The organism is Mycobacterium sp. SMC-4, from assembly GCF_050205565.1.
GTDB lineage: Bacteria > Actinomycetota > Actinomycetes > Mycobacteriales > Mycobacteriaceae > Mycobacterium.
Genome location: NZ_JBNMQU010000015.1, coordinates 105,647 through 119,613, shown reverse-complemented (window position 1 = coordinate 119,613; position 13,967 = coordinate 105,647). Strand labels below are relative to the sequence as shown.

Annotated in this window: 16 protein-coding genes and 4 tRNA genes; 9 read left to right on the top strand and 11 right to left on the bottom strand. The window is 67.9% G+C overall.

Going from position 1 to position 13,967, the window contains the following annotated elements; translation table 11 throughout:
• Positions 1-114 precede the first annotated feature (114 nt).
• The 8 genes from urtA to ACQI46_RS23570 are packed head-to-tail and all read left to right on the top strand — an operon-like array spanning position 115 to position 7,651.
• Entirely contained in the window at positions 115-1,407 is a 1,293-nt protein-coding gene (gene urtA, locus ACQI46_RS23605) for an urea ABC transporter substrate-binding protein (RefSeq protein WP_427096476.1), read from the top strand.
• A gap of 4 nt (positions 1,408-1,411) precedes the next feature.
• Positions 1,412-2,116 carry an urease subunit beta gene (locus ACQI46_RS23600; RefSeq protein WP_427096475.1) on the top strand — a complete coding sequence of 235 codons (705 nt, stop codon included), beginning with the start codon at positions 1,412-1,414 and terminating at the stop codon, positions 2,114-2,116.
• A gap of 1 nt (position 2,117) precedes the next feature.
• Entirely contained in the window at positions 2,118-3,833 is a 1,716-nt protein-coding gene (gene ureC, locus ACQI46_RS23595) for an urease subunit alpha (protein WP_427096474.1), read from the top strand.
• A gap of 13 nt (positions 3,834-3,846) precedes the next feature.
• A complete protein-coding gene (gene ureG / locus ACQI46_RS23590; protein ID WP_427096473.1) occupies positions 3,847-4,467 on the top strand; it encodes an urease accessory protein UreG in 621 nt (206 codons plus the stop codon).
• On the top strand, positions 4,467-5,294 hold the full coding sequence (locus ACQI46_RS23585; RefSeq protein WP_427096494.1) for an urease accessory protein UreD: 828 nt from the start codon (positions 4,467-4,469) through the stop codon (positions 5,292-5,294). Before ureG ends, ACQI46_RS23585 begins: the two co-directional genes overlap by 1 nt.
• The gene (locus tag ACQI46_RS23580) at positions 5,291-5,782 is read left to right on the top strand and encodes an urease accessory protein UreE (RefSeq protein ID WP_427096472.1); all 492 of its coding nucleotides are present in this window, start codon (positions 5,291-5,293) and stop codon (positions 5,780-5,782) included. Before ACQI46_RS23585 ends, ACQI46_RS23580 begins: the two co-directional genes overlap by 4 nt.
• A complete protein-coding gene (locus ACQI46_RS23575) occupies positions 5,763-6,461 on the top strand; it encodes an urease accessory protein UreF (RefSeq protein WP_427096471.1) in 699 nt (232 codons plus the stop codon). Before ACQI46_RS23580 ends, ACQI46_RS23575 begins: the two co-directional genes overlap by 20 nt.
• Before the next feature lie 23 nt (positions 6,462-6,484).
• Entirely contained in the window at positions 6,485-7,651 is a 1,167-nt protein-coding gene (locus tag ACQI46_RS23570; protein ID WP_427096470.1) for a pyridoxal phosphate-dependent aminotransferase, read from the top strand.
• Here ACQI46_RS23570 and ACQI46_RS23565 read toward each other — a convergent pair.
• The 7 genes from ACQI46_RS23565 to ACQI46_RS23535 form a co-directional block, all read right to left on the bottom strand.
• Positions 7,648-8,091, bottom strand: coding sequence for an SRPBCC family protein (locus tag ACQI46_RS23565; protein ID WP_427096469.1), 444 nt, complete (start codon positions 8,089-8,091; stop codon positions 7,648-7,650). The genes ACQI46_RS23570 and ACQI46_RS23565 overlap by 4 nt on opposite strands.
• A gap of 71 nt (positions 8,092-8,162) precedes the next feature.
• Positions 8,163-8,603, bottom strand: coding sequence for an SRPBCC family protein (locus ACQI46_RS23560; protein ID WP_427096468.1), 441 nt, complete (start codon positions 8,601-8,603; stop codon positions 8,163-8,165).
• 18 nt (positions 8,604-8,621) lie between these two features.
• On the bottom strand, positions 8,622-9,212 hold the full coding sequence (locus tag ACQI46_RS23555) for a TetR/AcrR family transcriptional regulator (protein WP_427096467.1): 591 nt from the start codon (positions 9,210-9,212) through the stop codon (positions 8,622-8,624).
• 9 nt (positions 9,213-9,221) lie between these two features.
• Positions 9,222-9,794 carry a chorismate mutase gene (locus tag ACQI46_RS23550; protein ID WP_427096466.1) on the bottom strand — a complete coding sequence of 191 codons (573 nt, stop codon included), beginning with the start codon at positions 9,792-9,794 and terminating at the stop codon, positions 9,222-9,224.
• A tRNA-Phe gene (locus ACQI46_RS23545) sits at positions 9,794-9,870 on the bottom strand. The genes ACQI46_RS23550 and ACQI46_RS23545 overlap by 1 nt, the downstream gene beginning before the upstream one ends.
• Positions 9,871-9,909: 39 nt before the next feature.
• Positions 9,910-9,986: transfer RNA gene (locus tag ACQI46_RS23540), tRNA-Asp, on the bottom strand.
• Positions 9,987-10,033: 47 nt separating this feature from the next.
• Positions 10,034-10,106: transfer RNA gene (locus tag ACQI46_RS23535), tRNA-Glu, on the bottom strand.
• A 117-nt stretch (positions 10,107-10,223) separates the two neighbouring features.
• On the opposite strand from ACQI46_RS23535, the gene ACQI46_RS23530 reads away from it, so the two are divergent.
• Positions 10,224-10,296: transfer RNA gene (locus tag ACQI46_RS23530), tRNA-Lys, on the top strand.
• Between the two features lies 1 nt (position 10,297).
• Here ACQI46_RS23530 and ACQI46_RS23525 read toward each other — a convergent pair.
• The 4 genes from ACQI46_RS23525 to ACQI46_RS23510 form a co-directional block, all read right to left on the bottom strand.
• Positions 10,298-10,981 carry a hypothetical protein gene (locus tag ACQI46_RS23525; RefSeq protein WP_427096465.1) on the bottom strand — a complete coding sequence of 228 codons (684 nt, stop codon included), beginning with the start codon at positions 10,979-10,981 and terminating at the stop codon, positions 10,298-10,300.
• 132 nt (positions 10,982-11,113) lie between these two features.
• Entirely contained in the window at positions 11,114-12,010 is an 897-nt protein-coding gene (locus ACQI46_RS23520) for a serine/threonine-protein kinase (protein ID WP_427096464.1), read from the bottom strand.
• Between the two features lie 46 nt (positions 12,011-12,056).
• On the bottom strand, positions 12,057-12,923 hold the full coding sequence (locus ACQI46_RS23515; protein WP_427096463.1) for an SPFH domain-containing protein: 867 nt from the start codon (positions 12,921-12,923) through the stop codon (positions 12,057-12,059).
• Positions 12,924-12,944: 21 nt separating this feature from the next.
• On the bottom strand, positions 12,945-13,964 hold the full coding sequence (locus tag ACQI46_RS23510; RefSeq protein ID WP_427096462.1) for an oxygenase MpaB family protein: 1,020 nt from the start codon (positions 13,962-13,964) through the stop codon (positions 12,945-12,947).
• Between the last annotated feature and the right edge of the window lie 3 nt (positions 13,965-13,967).

The window sequence follows — 13,967 nt, the reverse complement described above, 5'->3', positions numbered from 1 at the left end:
CTGGTGCGGCAAATGGGAGATTCCTCCCATGGTGAGCGCGGCCGGACACTTCCTACTCTGACGGCACCAACCACGACGACACGTCCGTCCGCCAGAAAGCAAAGGCACAGCACCATGATCCGGTCCTCACTGAGCACGACGCGCCGGTCCCGGCGGAGTTCCACGCGCCGGCTGCGGCGTTCCACCCTCGCCCTGGCCGCAGCAGCCGCCCTACTCGCGGCCGGCTGCGGGAGCAGGGCCGGCGACGACACCGCCGCCGCCGCCCGGGAGGGCTGCGCCGACACCTCCGGCGACACGGTGAAAGTCGGCGCCATCAACTCACTGTCCGGCGGCCTGGCGGTCAGCGAGTCGGTCATCCACGACGCGATCGTGATGGCCGTCGAGCAGATCAACGCCTCGGGCGGTGTGCTGGGCAAGCAACTGCAACTGCTGTCCGAGGACGGCGCCTCCGAGCCCACCCTGTTCGCGGAGAAGGCGCAGAAGCTGGTGCAATCCGACTGCGTCGCAGCGGTCTTCGGCGGCTACACATCGGCCAGCCGCAAGGCGATGCTGCCGGTGTTCGAAGATGCCAACGCGCTGCTGTACTACGGCCAGCAGTACGAGGGCCTGGAAGACTCCCCCAACATCTTCTACACCGGCGCCACCACCAACCAACAGATCATCCCAGCGCTGGACTACCTCAAGGAACAAGGCGTCAAGTCGCTGTACCTGGTGGGCAGCGACTACGTGTTCCCGCGCACGTCCAACGCGATCGTCAAGGCCTACGCCGCGGCCAATGGCATCGAGATCAAAGGCGAGGACTACACCCCGCTGGGCAGCACCGACTTCTCCACGATCGTCAACAAGATCCGTTCCGCCGACGCCGACGCCGTCTTCAATGTGGTGGTCGGCGACTCCCTGGTCGCGTTCTTCCGGGAGTACCGCAGCGCCGGACTGACCGCCGAATCCATGCCGGTGATGTCGATGTGCGTCGGCGAGGAGGAGGTGCGCAGCATCGGTGCTGCCACCTTGACCGGGCAGCTGTCGTCGTGGAACTACTACCAGACACTCGACACACCGCAGAACACGACGTTCGTCGCCGACTTCAAGGAACGTTTCGGCGCCGACCGGGTGACCTCCGACCCGATGGAAAGCGCCTACGCTGCCGTCCTGCTGTGGAAAGCGACTGTGGAGAAGGCGGATTCGTTCAAGGTCGCCGACATCCAGCAGGCCGCCGACGGTGTGTCCGTGGATGCGCCCGAAGGCACCATGACCGTCGACGGCGAAAACCACCACGTCACCAAGACCGCCAGGATCGGACGCGTCGGCGACGACGGGCTGATCCACCAGGTGTGGGAGTCGCCGCAGCCGATCGAACCGGACCCCTACCTGCGCAGCTACCCGTGGGCCGCGAGCATCACAGGCTGACATCATGCACCTGACTCCCAAAGACGAAGACCGGCTGCTGCTGTTCCTGGCCGCCGAACTGGCCCGTAAACACCGCAACGCCGGACTGGCACTGAGCTACGCCGAAGCCCGCGCGCTGATCGCCGACGAAGTGGTCGAGGCGGCCCGCGCCGGAGCGACGGTCGCCGCGGCCGCCGCCCACGGCGCGTCGATCCTGACCGACGACGACGTGCTGCCCGGGGTGTCGGCGCTACTCGGATCCGTTCAGGTCGAGGCGTTCTTCGAAGACGGCCAGAAGCTGGTCACAGTCCACGAAGCGATCGGACCCGGCACGGCGACCGACGTCACGGCCGTCGTTCCGGGCGAGATCCTGCCCGCGGAAGGTGAACTCGAGCTCAACGCCGGCAGGCCGGTCGCCACGGTGACGGTGCAGAACACCGGCGACCGACCGATCCAGGTGGGTTCGCACTTTCACTTCTTCGAGGTCAACCGCGCGTTGCGGTTCGACCGGGCGGCCACCTTCGGGATGCGCCTGGACATCCCGTCCGGGACCGCCGTGCGGTTCGAACCCGGTGAAGCGCAGGAGGTCACGTTGACCACCTACGGCGGTGACCGCACCGTGGTCGGACAGAACGACGTCACCAACGGCGCGACATCTTCTCCCCCATCTGACGAGCTCATGGCGTCGCTGCGCGCGCAGGGCTTCCTCGACTCGACGCAGGAGGCCTGACATGGCGCATCGCATCTCCCGGCGTCACTACGCCGAGCTGTACGGTCCGACCACCGGTGACCGGGTCCGGTTGGCCGACACCGAACTGCTGGCCAAGGTCGAGCACGACGCGACGGTCTACGGCGACGAGTCGATGTTCGGTGGCGGCAAGACCATGCGCGAAGGCATGGCCGTGCACGGCGACATCACCAACGGTGACGGCGCGCTGGACTTCGTCATCACCAACGTCCTGATCATCGATGCGGTGCTGGGAATCCGAAAGGCCGACATCGGCATTCGGGACGGTCGCATCGCCGGGATCGGCAAGTCGGGCAACCCGCGCACGATGGACGGCGTCGACCCGAAACTGGTGATCGGCGCAGGCACCGACATCCGGTCCGGCGAGGGCATGATCGCCACCGCCGGAGCGATCGACGTGCACGTCCATTTCGACAGCGCCGGACTGGTCGAGGAAGCGATCTCCAGCGGCGTCACCACCATGATCGGTGGCGGGCTGGGACCGGTGACCGTCGGCATCACCTCGTCGGGCCCCACCAACCTGGCCCGCATGCTGCGTGCCGCCGAGGCGTTCCCGATGAACTTCGGGTTCATCGCCAACGGCAGCGCGTCGAGCACCGCGCCGCTGATCGAGCAGGGTCTCGCGGGCGCGATCGGATTCAAGATCCACGAAGACTGGGGCGCCACCCCGGCGGCCATCCGCGCGTCCCTCGACGCCGGAGACGAACTCGACCTGCAGGTGCAGATCCACACCGACACGCTGAACGAGTCCGGCTTCTTCGAGGACACCATGGCCGCGATCGGCGGCCGCGCGATCCACACCTACCACGCCGAGGGCGCCGGCGGCGGACACGCACCGGACATCATGCGCGTCGTCGGCGAACCGCACTGCCTGCCGTCTTCGACCAACCCGACGAACCCGTACACACTCAACACCTTCGACGAGCACCTCGACATGGTGATGGTGTGTCACCATCTCAATCCGCGCATCCCCGAGGACGTCGCGTTCGCCGAGTCGCGGATCCGCCGCGAAACCATCGCCGCCGAGGACGTGCTGCACGACCTGGGCGCGATCTCGGCGATGGGATCGGACTCACAGGGCATGGGCCGCATCGGCGAAACCATCGCGCGCACCTGGCAATTGGCGTCACACATGCGCGCCACGCGGGGTGCACTGCCCGCCGACATCGGGACCGGCGCCGACAACGCGCGCATCCTGCGCTACGTCGCCAAGCTCACCATCAACCCGGCGAAGCTGTTCGGCATCGACCACGAAGTCGGCTCGCTGGAGCCGGGCAAGCTCGCCGACATCGTGCTGTGGGAACCGAAGTTCTTCGGTATCCGGCCGGAGGTGGTGTTCAAGGGCGGCTTCCCCGCCTGGTCGGTGATGGGTGAGGCCAACGCCTCGCTGATGACGTGTGAGCCGCTGCGCTACCGGCCCCAGTGGGCCGCGTTCGGGAAGACCCCGGCCGACGTGTCGGTCAACTTCGTGGGTCGCGACGCAGTCGGAAGCGGTCTGGCCGACCGGCTGGGCCTCGACACCCGGCTGGTGGTCTGTCGCGGAGCGCGCGCGCTCACCAAGGCCGACCTGCTGCACAACGACTACCTGCCCGAGATCAGCATCGAGCCCGACACCTACCGCGTCACCGTCGACGGGCAGCCGTGCGTTAGCACCCCGATGAGCCAGGTGCCGCTGGGCCGTCGCTACACCCTGAAATGACGAGGAGCATGCCATGGCAGAGGTAGTCAGGATCGGCATCGGCGGGCCCGTCGGGTCGGGCAAGACCCGGTTGGTGGAGACTCTGGTCCCGAAGCTGTCCGCCGCCGGTCTCAGCGTCGCGGTCATCACCAACGACCTGGTCACCGACGAGGACGCCCAGCGGGTCCGGCGCAGCGGCGTCATCGACCCTGAACGGGTGCTGGCGGTGGAGACCGGCGCATGTCCGCACACCGCCATCCGGGAGGATCCGTCGGCGAATCTGGCTGCGGCCGAGCGGCTGTGCCGCCGCTTCGATGACCTGGACTTGATCCTGATCGAATCCGGCGGCGACAACCTGGCCGCGACCTTCACCTCAGACCTGGTCGACTACTGGATCTTCGTCATCGACACCGCGGCCGGCGACGACATCCCGCGCAAGAACGGCATCGGACTTCTGCAGGCGGACCTGTTGGTGGTCAACAAGATCGACCTCGCACCGCTGGTCGGCGCGGACCTGGACCGGATGCGCCGTGACTGCGCGCTGGCACGCCCGGTCAAACCGACGGTGTTCACCGACCTGCGGTCGGGCACGGGTCTCGACGAGTTGACCGCGCAGCTGCTCGACGGGGCGATGCTGGCGGTCAGTCCCCGGTGATCGCGCCGCCGTCGATACGTCCCGGCGAGCTCGTCGTCGACGTCGTCGCCGACGCGCACGGCAACACCCGGACCGCGTTGCTGCGGCAGCGCTACCCGCAGCGCGTGACGATGCCGCTGCGATGCGACCCACAATTCCCGGGGGCAGCGACGCTGTGCATCCAAAGCCCCAGCGGCGGAGCGTTTTCCGACGACACGCTGCGCACCGAGGTGCACTGTGACACGGGCACTCATCTGCACCTGACCACGCAGTCGGCCACACAGGTGTTCGCCGGTGACGGCCACGGCGCCCGCCATCAGGTGACGCTGCGGGTGCGCGCCGGTGCGGTGCTGGAGTACTACCCGGGCACCGTGATTCCGCACCGGGATTCCCGGTTCACGCAGCGGATCGACGTCGATGTCGACACCGGGGGTGTCTACCTGGGCTGGGAGGCGCTGGCCGCGGGCCGCATCGCACACAGCGAGCGATACGAATTCGATTGCTACGACGCGGCATTCGTGCTGCGGATCGACGGGCATCCGGCGGCACGGGACCGCCAGCTGATTCGCCCCACACAGGCACCGGACCGGTTGCTCGACGACGACTACCTGGCCACCTTCGTCGTCGTCGCACCGGGTCAGGCCACCGAGCCGCTGCTGGAGGACCTACGCGGATTGCTCGACGGATTCACAGACTGTTCGGCCGGGGCCGGCCGCCTCCCTCGTCAGGCCGGGGTGTTCGTCCGTCTCACGGCGCCGGGCGCGCCGGAATTGCACCGCGCGCGCCGCCAGTTGTTCGACACCGCCCGCGCGGCACTGCTCGCGACGCAGGGAAAGGAGACCACGTGAAGGTCGAGTCGATCCTCGGAGACCACGATGAGCTGCGATTCCACCGGCGGCGCCGCCGGCACGTCGACATCAGCTGGGGCGATGCCGCCAAACACCGCCAGGTGGTGACCACCGACGACGGCGTACGCGTCGAGATCAAGCTGCCCCGGGGCAGCTTCCTGCGCGACGGCGCGGTGCTCGCCGACGACGGCGACCACATCGTCGTGGTGCGCCGGCCACCGGAGCCGGCCATCACCGTGCGGTTCGCCGACAACGACGGCGTGCACGGTGCGCGGCGAATGCTGCTGCTGGGTCATCTGCTGGGCAACCAGCATGCGCCCATCGACGTCGGCGACGAGCAGCTCGCTGCGCCGCTGTTCACCAGCGCCTCGGCTGCCGAGGAACTGTTGGCCGACCTCGGTGTCGTCGGCGCCGTCACGGCCGTCCCGATGGCGACCCAGGGGTGGTCGCGCACGTCAGCGGATTCCCGTGCCGGCCACCACCACTGATCCGGCGGTGGCGCTGGCGCTGTGGATGCAATTGCAGGACAGCGCCTTTCCCGCCGGAAGAATGGTGCACAGCAACGGCCTGGAGCAATGGCTGTCCCAGCACTCCGATGCCGGACCCGACGACATCGCCGCCGTCGCCCTGCAGTACCTGGGCCACGGTTTCGCGCCACTGGATGCGACGATCACCGCCGCGGCGTGGCGAGCGGACCCCGACCTCGATGCGTTGTGCGGACTCGACGAGCTCACCGCGAGCTACAAGCTGTTCGACAACGCCCGCACCGCGTCGGAGTCGGCCGGCCGGCAACTCGCCACCGCCGCCGGCCACGTCGGTCTGGCCGACGGGTCGCGTTATCTTGCCTCAGTGCGGGACGGCGCCACTCCCGGGCACAGCGCGGTGGTCGACGGCGCGCTGCAGGCGGCGCTGGGCATCCCGCAACACACCTCGGTGCTCGGGTCGATCCGGTCGATGCTCGCCACCATGCTCAGCGCAGCGGTGCGGCTGGGGCGGCTGGGACCGTTGCAGAGCCAACGCATCCAGGCCGGTGCCGCCGCCGAGCTCGTCGAACTGGCCGAGCAGGCCTGCCGCCGCGACGTCGACGACGTGTGGAGCACCGCCCCGGCACTCGAGATCAGCGGTATGCGGCACGAAACCCGCACCGGGCGGCTCTTCGCCACCTGAGTGCAGCGCTAGGCTTCGAAGCCGTGACGGTTCCACGGTTGCAGCCGTACGCGGTGACGATTTTCGCCGAGATGTCGGCGCTGGCCGCCGAGCTCGGCGCGGTCAATCTCGGCCAGGGCTTCCCGGACGAGGACGGACCGGCGGCGATGCTCGAGGCCGCGCGACAAGCCATCGCCGAGGGCGTCAACCAGTACCCGCCCGGACTGGGCATCCCGGCGCTGCGTCAGGCGATCGCCGGGCAGCGCAAGCGTCGCTACGGCACCGAATACGACCCGGACAGCGAGATCCTGGTGACGGTCGGCGCAACGGAGGCCATCGCGGCGTCGGTGCTCGGCCTCGTCGAGCCGGGTTCGGAGATCCTGCTGATCGAACCGTTCTACGACTCCTACTCCCCCGTGATCGCCATGGCCGGTTGCCACCGCCGCGCGGTTCCGCTGACCACAGCAGGCAACGGGTTCGCCATCGACGTCGACGCGCTGCGCGCCGCCGTGACACCGAACACCAAGGCGTTGATCGTGAACTCGCCGCACAACCCGACCGGCATGGTGGCAACCGACGACGAGTTGCGCGCCATCGCCGAGCTCGCAGTGGCAGCAGATCTGTTGGTGATCACCGACGAGGTCTACGAGCATCTGGTCTTCGACGGCCGCTCGCATCTTCCGCTGGCCGACTACCCCGGAATGGCCGAACGCACCATCACCATCTCCAGTGCGGCCAAGATGTTCAACGTCACGGGCTGGAAGATCGGATGGGCCTGCGGGCCAAGGGACCTCATCGCCGGTGTGCGCGCCGCCAAGCAGTATCTGACCTATGTGGGCGGGTCGGCGTTCCAGCCCGCCGTCGCGCAGGCGCTGGCCACCGAGGACGCCTGGGTGGCCGCGCTCCGCGACTCGCTGCAATCTCGACGCGACAAACTGGGAGCGGCGTTGCGCGACATCGGTTTCGAGGTGCACGCCAGCGCAGGCACCTACTTCCTGTGCGCGGACCCCCGTCCGCTGGGCTACCACGACAGCGCGCAGTTCTGCGCAGACCTCCCGAAGCGGGTCGGCGTGGCCGCCATCCCGATGACGGCGTTCTGCGACCCCGCTGCCGCGCACGCCGACCAATGGAAGCATCTGGTGCGTTTCGGATTCTGCAAGCGCGAGGACACCCTCGACGAAGGCATCCGGCGACTGCAGGCGCTGCGCTAGCGCGACGAGGTACTGAGCACGCGGCGCCGCAGATCTTCGAGCGCGACGTCGAGCACCATCCTGCGGGCCCGCTTGAGCAGGAAATCCGGAACCGGCGCAGCCAGGTCGAGAATCAGGTCGAACCGCACCCGGGTGTGGTCCTCTCCGATGGGCGTGAGGTTGTATTCGCCGTGCTGGCCCCGCTGCCCGAGGGTGCTGGCGGCGTCCCACACCACCCAGTCGTCACCCCAGTGGTACTCGAGGATTTCCTTGTCGCTGATCCCCATGATCTTGACCGTGGCTTTCACGCGGTGCGGACGGCCGTCGGGGTGACGGTCGAGCACTTCGGCGTCCTTGTGCAGCGCCGACCAGGAGGTGATGTCCTCCACGTCGGCAAGCGCGTCGAGGATCGCTTGCGGTGGCGCCTCGATCACCGTCTCGCTGCTCGCCCGGACCGCCATACCGGCAAATGTTAGCGCGGTCGGCATCCTCGCGCAGAAGTTTGCCCAGCTAATTCTGCAAACACGTGTAATCAGCCTTTGGCGACCTTGAGCACCTGCTTGCGCAGGCCGTCGGTGGCAGTTTCCATGCCGCCCTTGAGGGCGCGCTTGACCACGAACCCCGGCAGCGGAACCGCGAGATCGAGCGCCATGTCGAACCGCACCCGCGTCGCGTTGCCCTCGGGAGTCAGCGTGTAGCCCGCGTCCTGTGCCTTCAGCTGGCCGGCGGACACCAGCGTCCATGTCACTTTGTCTGTGCCCCAGGTGTACTCGAGCACCTGCTCGTCAGTCAGTCCGGCCGCCTTGACCTTCATCTTGACCTTCTTGGGACGGCCGTCGTCGAACCGTTCGAGAACTTCGGCCTCCTGGTACTGCGGGGACCACGAGGGGGTGTTCTCGACATCGGCGATCACGTCGAGGATCTGGTCGGGCGTCGCTTCGATCACGACCTCGCGGGAGTCTCGGGTTGCCATGGCGAGACGATAGCCTGCTCAGGATCCGGCGTGGCTCAATAATGCGATGGACGCCTCGACCGCCTCGTCGGTGACGTCGCCGAGCTGGCCGCCCTCCTCGACGGTGATGGCCGTCAGCTCGCGCAGACCGCCGAGCAGCATGATGACCCGCTGCCGCGAGATGGGACTGACCCCGGCGGCCCGGAACTCATCGGTCGCAGAGATCGCGTCGACCATGCCGATGAAAGCTTCCAGCGCCTCGCGCTGCAGACCGCGGGCCGCGGCGCCGAGCGAGGGCACGTCGCGGATCCAGCTCAGCATCAGCGCGCGGCGGGCCTCGCCGGTGGCGATCCAGGCCTCGACCGCCTGCCGCACCTGCTTCTGCCACGGCGCGGTGACGTCGACGGCCTCGGAGATCTGCCGCACCTGTTCGGCGTTCGCGTCGGAGAGCAGCTCGATGAAGCAGGCTTCCCGGCTGTCGAAGTGCTCGTAGAAAGTGCGACGGGAGGTGCGGGCCCGACGGACGATGTCAGCGACGGTGGTCTTGGCGTAGCCGTCCTCGGCGATCGAGGCTTCGAGCGCGTCGAGCAGCCGCTGACGGAAACCGTTGCTTGTCATGTCGGAGGACATGATTGCACGTCAGCGGCAGTAGTTCCGGGTGGCCGTATCGAGCGCCTGCCGGTAGAGCGGGTCGAACGCGCGCGCCTGCGCGACGGTGTCCCGGGCGCGGTCCAGTTCGGCCGGGCACTGCGGCGACCGCAACGCACCGCGCTGGTCGGCGATCAGGGTGACCAGTTCGCGGTTCACCGCGTCCAGGACCGCCCGCGACGAACTCAGGTCTTCGGCGGGTGCCGGCGCGGACGCGGGGTCCAGCGTCCACTGCGACAGCCGCGCGTACTGGATGCCGACGGACGCGTCGATCTGGTCACGGAACACCGTCGTGACCAATGCCGGGTCGGCGCCGAGGGCGGACGCCTCGGCCGAGACCGCGTCGATCACCTGCTGCTCGCGTTGCGGGTCCTTGACCGGCTGGCCGTTGTGGAACTTGGTCAGCGCGACCGGGTCGGCCACCTCGAGCCGGCGTGCGGTCGCATCGACCAGATCCGTCAGGGTGCTGTGCGGCTGCGCCGCGGCGGAGGGGGCGACCAGCAGGGAAAAGATCACGGACAACGCCGCCGCCACGGCGGTCGGACGCGATCCTGTAGTGGTCATGGTGGCCAGGGCCGGGATCGAACCGGCGACCTTCCGCTTTTCAGGCGGACGCTCGTACCAACTGAGCTACCTGGCCGGACGGCACCGATCACTGAAAAAAAGTGCCTCGCCGTGATGGCGACCCTGACGGGACTCGAACCCGCGACCTCCGCCGTGACAGGGCGGCGCGCTAACCAACTGCGCCACAGGGCCTTACTCGTACTACCTTGTGCAACTCCCACTTCCATGGTCGCTACGCGTACCCCCTACGGGATTCGAACCCGCGCTACCGCCTTGAAAGGGCGGCGTCCTAGGCCGCTAGACGAAGGGGGCCCAGCCGAATCTCTCCGGGGTACTCGCAACGCTCGTGTCGTTGGGAGCTTCGATAGCTTAGGGTACGGAGGCCAAATCCTCAAACCCGCACCACACGCTATCCTTTCAAGGCATCAAGCCCCTATAGCTCAGTTGGTAGAGCTACGGACTTTTAATCCGCAGGTCCCAGGTTCGAGCCCTGGTGGGGGCACTCAGCGGAGGTACTGCTCGCGGCCGGTCGGGTAGCCGCCGCCTGTGGTGGTGATGTGGACGTGGTCGTAGTGGCCGTACCCGCCGGCGCGCACACCGCCGGGGGTGTAGTACTTGCCGCGCCAGATGGCGTCCTGGATGCCGAACCGCTCGGCGTTCTGCAGGACATAGGCCACGATTGCGTTGCCGAGTGCGATGCCGTTGGCCGATGTCGGGTTCGGGATCATCACGTCGAGCGCCAGACCGTTGGGATGCCAGCGCAACGCGTCGGACCGCACACCGCCGATGTCGTCGATCTCCGGGAACACGGCGCTGATGCTGCGGGCGGTCAGGATGGTGCGGACCTGCAGTCCGCGTTCCGGCGCCACACCGGCCGGCAGCGTCGGGCTGACCACGCGCCACCGTGACGCCGACACCAGCTCCACCGAGTCCGCCGCCGCTCCGGGCTGCGGTGCGGTCAGGTGCGCGGTCGGTGCGCCGGGGGCTGCCACGATCTCGACGCAACAGGGTTTCTCCGGTGCGACGACCGGCTCGGGTGCCTGCTGGGCGACCGGTCGTACGTCGCCCGGTTCGGCGACCGGTCCTCCGTCTGCCTTCGCGACGAGAAGCACCGCCGCAGGGGCGAGGAAAGCTCCGAGGACTACCGATGGATTGCGCCGCTCTTGGGGCTTCGAGTGCCGACCCACACAAGCAAGATACGGAAAAAGTCCGCAATGTACAGCATCGGCCACGCCAGGTGAATACGACGCGCGGAACGTTACCGGACCGCGATCACATCTTCAGCGAAGCTTCATCGAGAGCATCGCCGCAGGTCAGGATCAGACTGCGACGAGCAGCGCAGCGAACACCAACACAGTCAGTACGGCTGCCGCGGCAAGGACTCCACCGGCACTTCGCGGGTGTGTCTCGGCACCCTCGAGGGCGACCTGCATGGCCTCCGCGGTCGGGAACCGCCACCGCGGATCCGGCGACATGGCCCGCTCGATCGTGGCCGCCAGCGTGGGGTCGACGTCGGGGCGCAATGCCCGCAGGGGCGTCACCCGGCCGGCATAGATCGCGTCGGCCAGGGCGGCCAGATTGTCCTGTGGATAGGCGCGGCGGCCCGTCAGGGCCTCGTAGGCCACCACTCCGAGGGCGTACAAATCGTCGCTGGGCGTTGCCGGTCGGCCGGCGATGCGGTCGGCGGGTAGGTAGGCCATGGTGCCGAAGACACGATTGGTCAGCGTCTGCGGCGAGTCTGCGCTCTTCGCCACCCCGAAGTCGGTGATCTTGACCCCGCCGAACGGGGTGAACAGCAGGTTGGCCGGTTTGATGTCGCGGTGCAGCACCCCGCGGGCGTGCGCGGCACCCAGCGCCGACAACACGTCGGTCATGATGGCGCGCACATGGTCGGCCGGCAGCGGACCCTGCCGGGCCAGGACGTCGGCCAGGTTCTGTCCGGGCAGCCGTTCCAGGACGATGTAGTCGCGCCCCCGGTCGACGCCCTGATCGTGCACGGCGACGACGTGCGGGTGGTTGAGCAGCGCCGCGGCGCGCGCTTCGGTCATGAAGCGACGGCGCGTGTCCGGTTGCGCGCTGACGGCGGGATGAAGCATCTTGACCGCGACCGGCCGTCCCAACCGGGTGTCCCAGGCATCACGCACCTCCGCCATGCCGCCGCGGCCGAGAACACCGCGGAGTTCATAGCGGCCGCCCAGAACTTCTGGCGCCTGCATGCCTTCAAGCTAGCCGGTGCGGCCGGAAAGCAAACCTGACGCGCCGCTACCGCGCCGGCACCGTCGGCACCACCGGGGCGCCCGGCCAGCAGCCCAGCGGGCTGAGGGCTGCTTCGCGTGCGGCATCGAGACACTTGCTCACCAACACATTCGGGTTGTCCGAAACCGAGTCGGCCAGCACCTCGTTGGCCCGCGCCTCGGCCGCGGCGGTCTGGGCGCGTTGTTCGGCCACCCGGGTGTTGGCCCGCTCGGCGTTGAGCGCGTTGATGCGGCCCTGTGTGGCTTCGTCGTAGCTGACCAGCGGGATGATCACGTTGATGATGTCGACCTGGTCGCCCACCTTGGCGCGGAGCTTGTCGGCCACGTCGTCTCCGAGCGCCTGGACGTCGGTGCCCTCCACGTTCTCCGGGGCCAGCGGGTCGAAGTCGGAGAACACCTCGTTGAGCGCGGCCCGCAGCTCACGTGTCACGAGGTTCTCGCGGACGTTGTGGAAGTCGCGGTAGTCGAGGAACAGTTCGTCGGCGGCCGCGGCCTGGATGCGCCATCGCACGCTGTTGTCCACGAACGCGGTCGAGTTGTTGCCCAGCCGGACCGTGGTGGCGTGCTCGCCGGTGTGGTTGTCGATCTGGATCGCGCCGTCCATCTCGGTCACCCGCTGCCAGGGCGCCTTGAGATGCAGCCCGTTGCTCAGCGTCCCGCTGGGCCGGCCCAGGGTGGTGACGACGCCGATGTTGCGGGTGGACACCATCGTCGTCGATCCGAGGATCAGGACGACGACCGTGAGGACCCCGCCGACGACCGCGATCCGCGTGCCCCGGGTCTCACCGGCCGCATCTGATGCCATGCGGCGTGACAGCAGCCCGAATCCGGTGAGCGCCAGCAGCGCGACAGCGGCGAAGATCTCCCACGGCATGCCGTGAGTCTAGGATCAAGATCACACGTTCGGGCAGTAGAACTGCGGCTGACCGCGGTATTCGACGGGCGGCAGGTTGCGTGCGGGAGTCTCGACCAGAGGTGCATCGGCGGGCAGACGCCCCGACGCACGATCCAACGCCGACCGCTTGCGGGGGTGCATCAGCCAGCGTTTGGGCAGCACTTTGGTCGCGAAGGTGACCACGTCGCAGAACCGCTGGTGCAGGAATTCCTGGCGCGGCGACCACGTGTAGCCCATCAGCTCACGCACCGGCGGGTCGTAGAGCGCGACGGTCATGAAGTCGAGGAAGCGCTGCATCACCATCAGGTTCAACTTCCACAGCGGATCCGGAACCCATTCCAGCGACGGATGTTTGGGCATGGTGGACAGATCCATGACCTCGCGCGCGGCCCAGTTGTTCTCCAACACGTTGTTGCACATGTGGTCCCAGTACTCTTCGAACTCCTCCCAGGTCTTGGGAACCGGTCGCATGCTCATTCCGTACATGCGGTACCAGGTGACGTGCTCGTCGAAGAGCTGGCGTTTCTCGTCCTCGGTGATCCCGCCACCGAACTTCTCCGCGGCCAGCAGCGTGGACTTGAAGAACGTCGCGTGCGCCCAGTAGAAGACGTCGGGATTCAGCGCGCTGTAGCGCCGGCCCTGCTCGTCGACCCCCTTGATACCGATGTGGTAATCGCGCACTTCGGCGCCGGTCTGGGGCGCGCGGTCACCGTCGAACACCACGCCGCCGATCGGGTAGATCGAACGCAGTAGGCGCGGGATGCGTTCCAGGAAGAAGATGGAGTGATCTTTGACCGCCGCGCCGAGCTGCGGATGCATGTTCTGCATCGACCCGGCCCAGGTGCCCTGGAAAAGACCCGTCCACTGCCCGAAGTACTTCCAGGTCAATGAGTCCGGGCCGAGCGGCATCGGAAGGTCGTCGTAGCCGCCGCCGCTGACCGGGCAGCCGGCCGCCACTGCGGGCTCGACCGGTTCGGGATTGCTGTTGGCCGGGCACGCTGCGGACGTATCTTGAGTCACTGG

Bases quoted from the DNA above. Each gene is read 5' to 3' on its own strand.
- urtA (WP_427096476.1), top strand. From the start codon at position 115: ATGATCCGGTCCTCACTGAGCACGACGCGCCGGTCCCGGCGGAGTTCC.
- ACQI46_RS23600 (WP_427096475.1), top strand. From the start codon at position 1,412: ATGCACCTGACTCCCAAAGACGAAGACCGGCTGCTGCTGTTCCTGGCC.
- ureC (WP_427096474.1), top strand. From the start codon at position 2,118: ATGGCGCATCGCATCTCCCGGCGTCACTACGCCGAGCTGTACGGTCCG.
- ureG (WP_427096473.1), top strand. From the start codon at position 3,847: ATGGCAGAGGTAGTCAGGATCGGCATCGGCGGGCCCGTCGGGTCGGGC.
- ACQI46_RS23565 (WP_427096469.1), bottom strand. From the start codon at position 8,091: ATGGCGGTCCGGGCGAGCAGCGAGACGGTGATCGAGGCGCCACCGCAA.
- ACQI46_RS23560 (WP_427096468.1), bottom strand. From the start codon at position 8,603: ATGGCAACCCGAGACTCCCGCGAGGTCGTGATCGAAGCGACGCCCGAC.
- ACQI46_RS23555 (WP_427096467.1), bottom strand. From the start codon at position 9,212: ATGTCCTCCGACATGACAAGCAACGGTTTCCGTCAGCGGCTGCTCGAC.
- ACQI46_RS23550 (WP_427096466.1), bottom strand. From the start codon at position 9,794: ATGACCACTACAGGATCGCGTCCGACCGCCGTGGCGGCGGCGTTGTCC.
- ACQI46_RS23520 (WP_427096464.1), bottom strand. From the start codon at position 12,010: ATGCAGGCGCCAGAAGTTCTGGGCGGCCGCTATGAACTCCGCGGTGTT.
- ACQI46_RS23515 (WP_427096463.1), bottom strand. From the start codon at position 12,923: ATGCCGTGGGAGATCTTCGCCGCTGTCGCGCTGCTGGCGCTCACCGGA.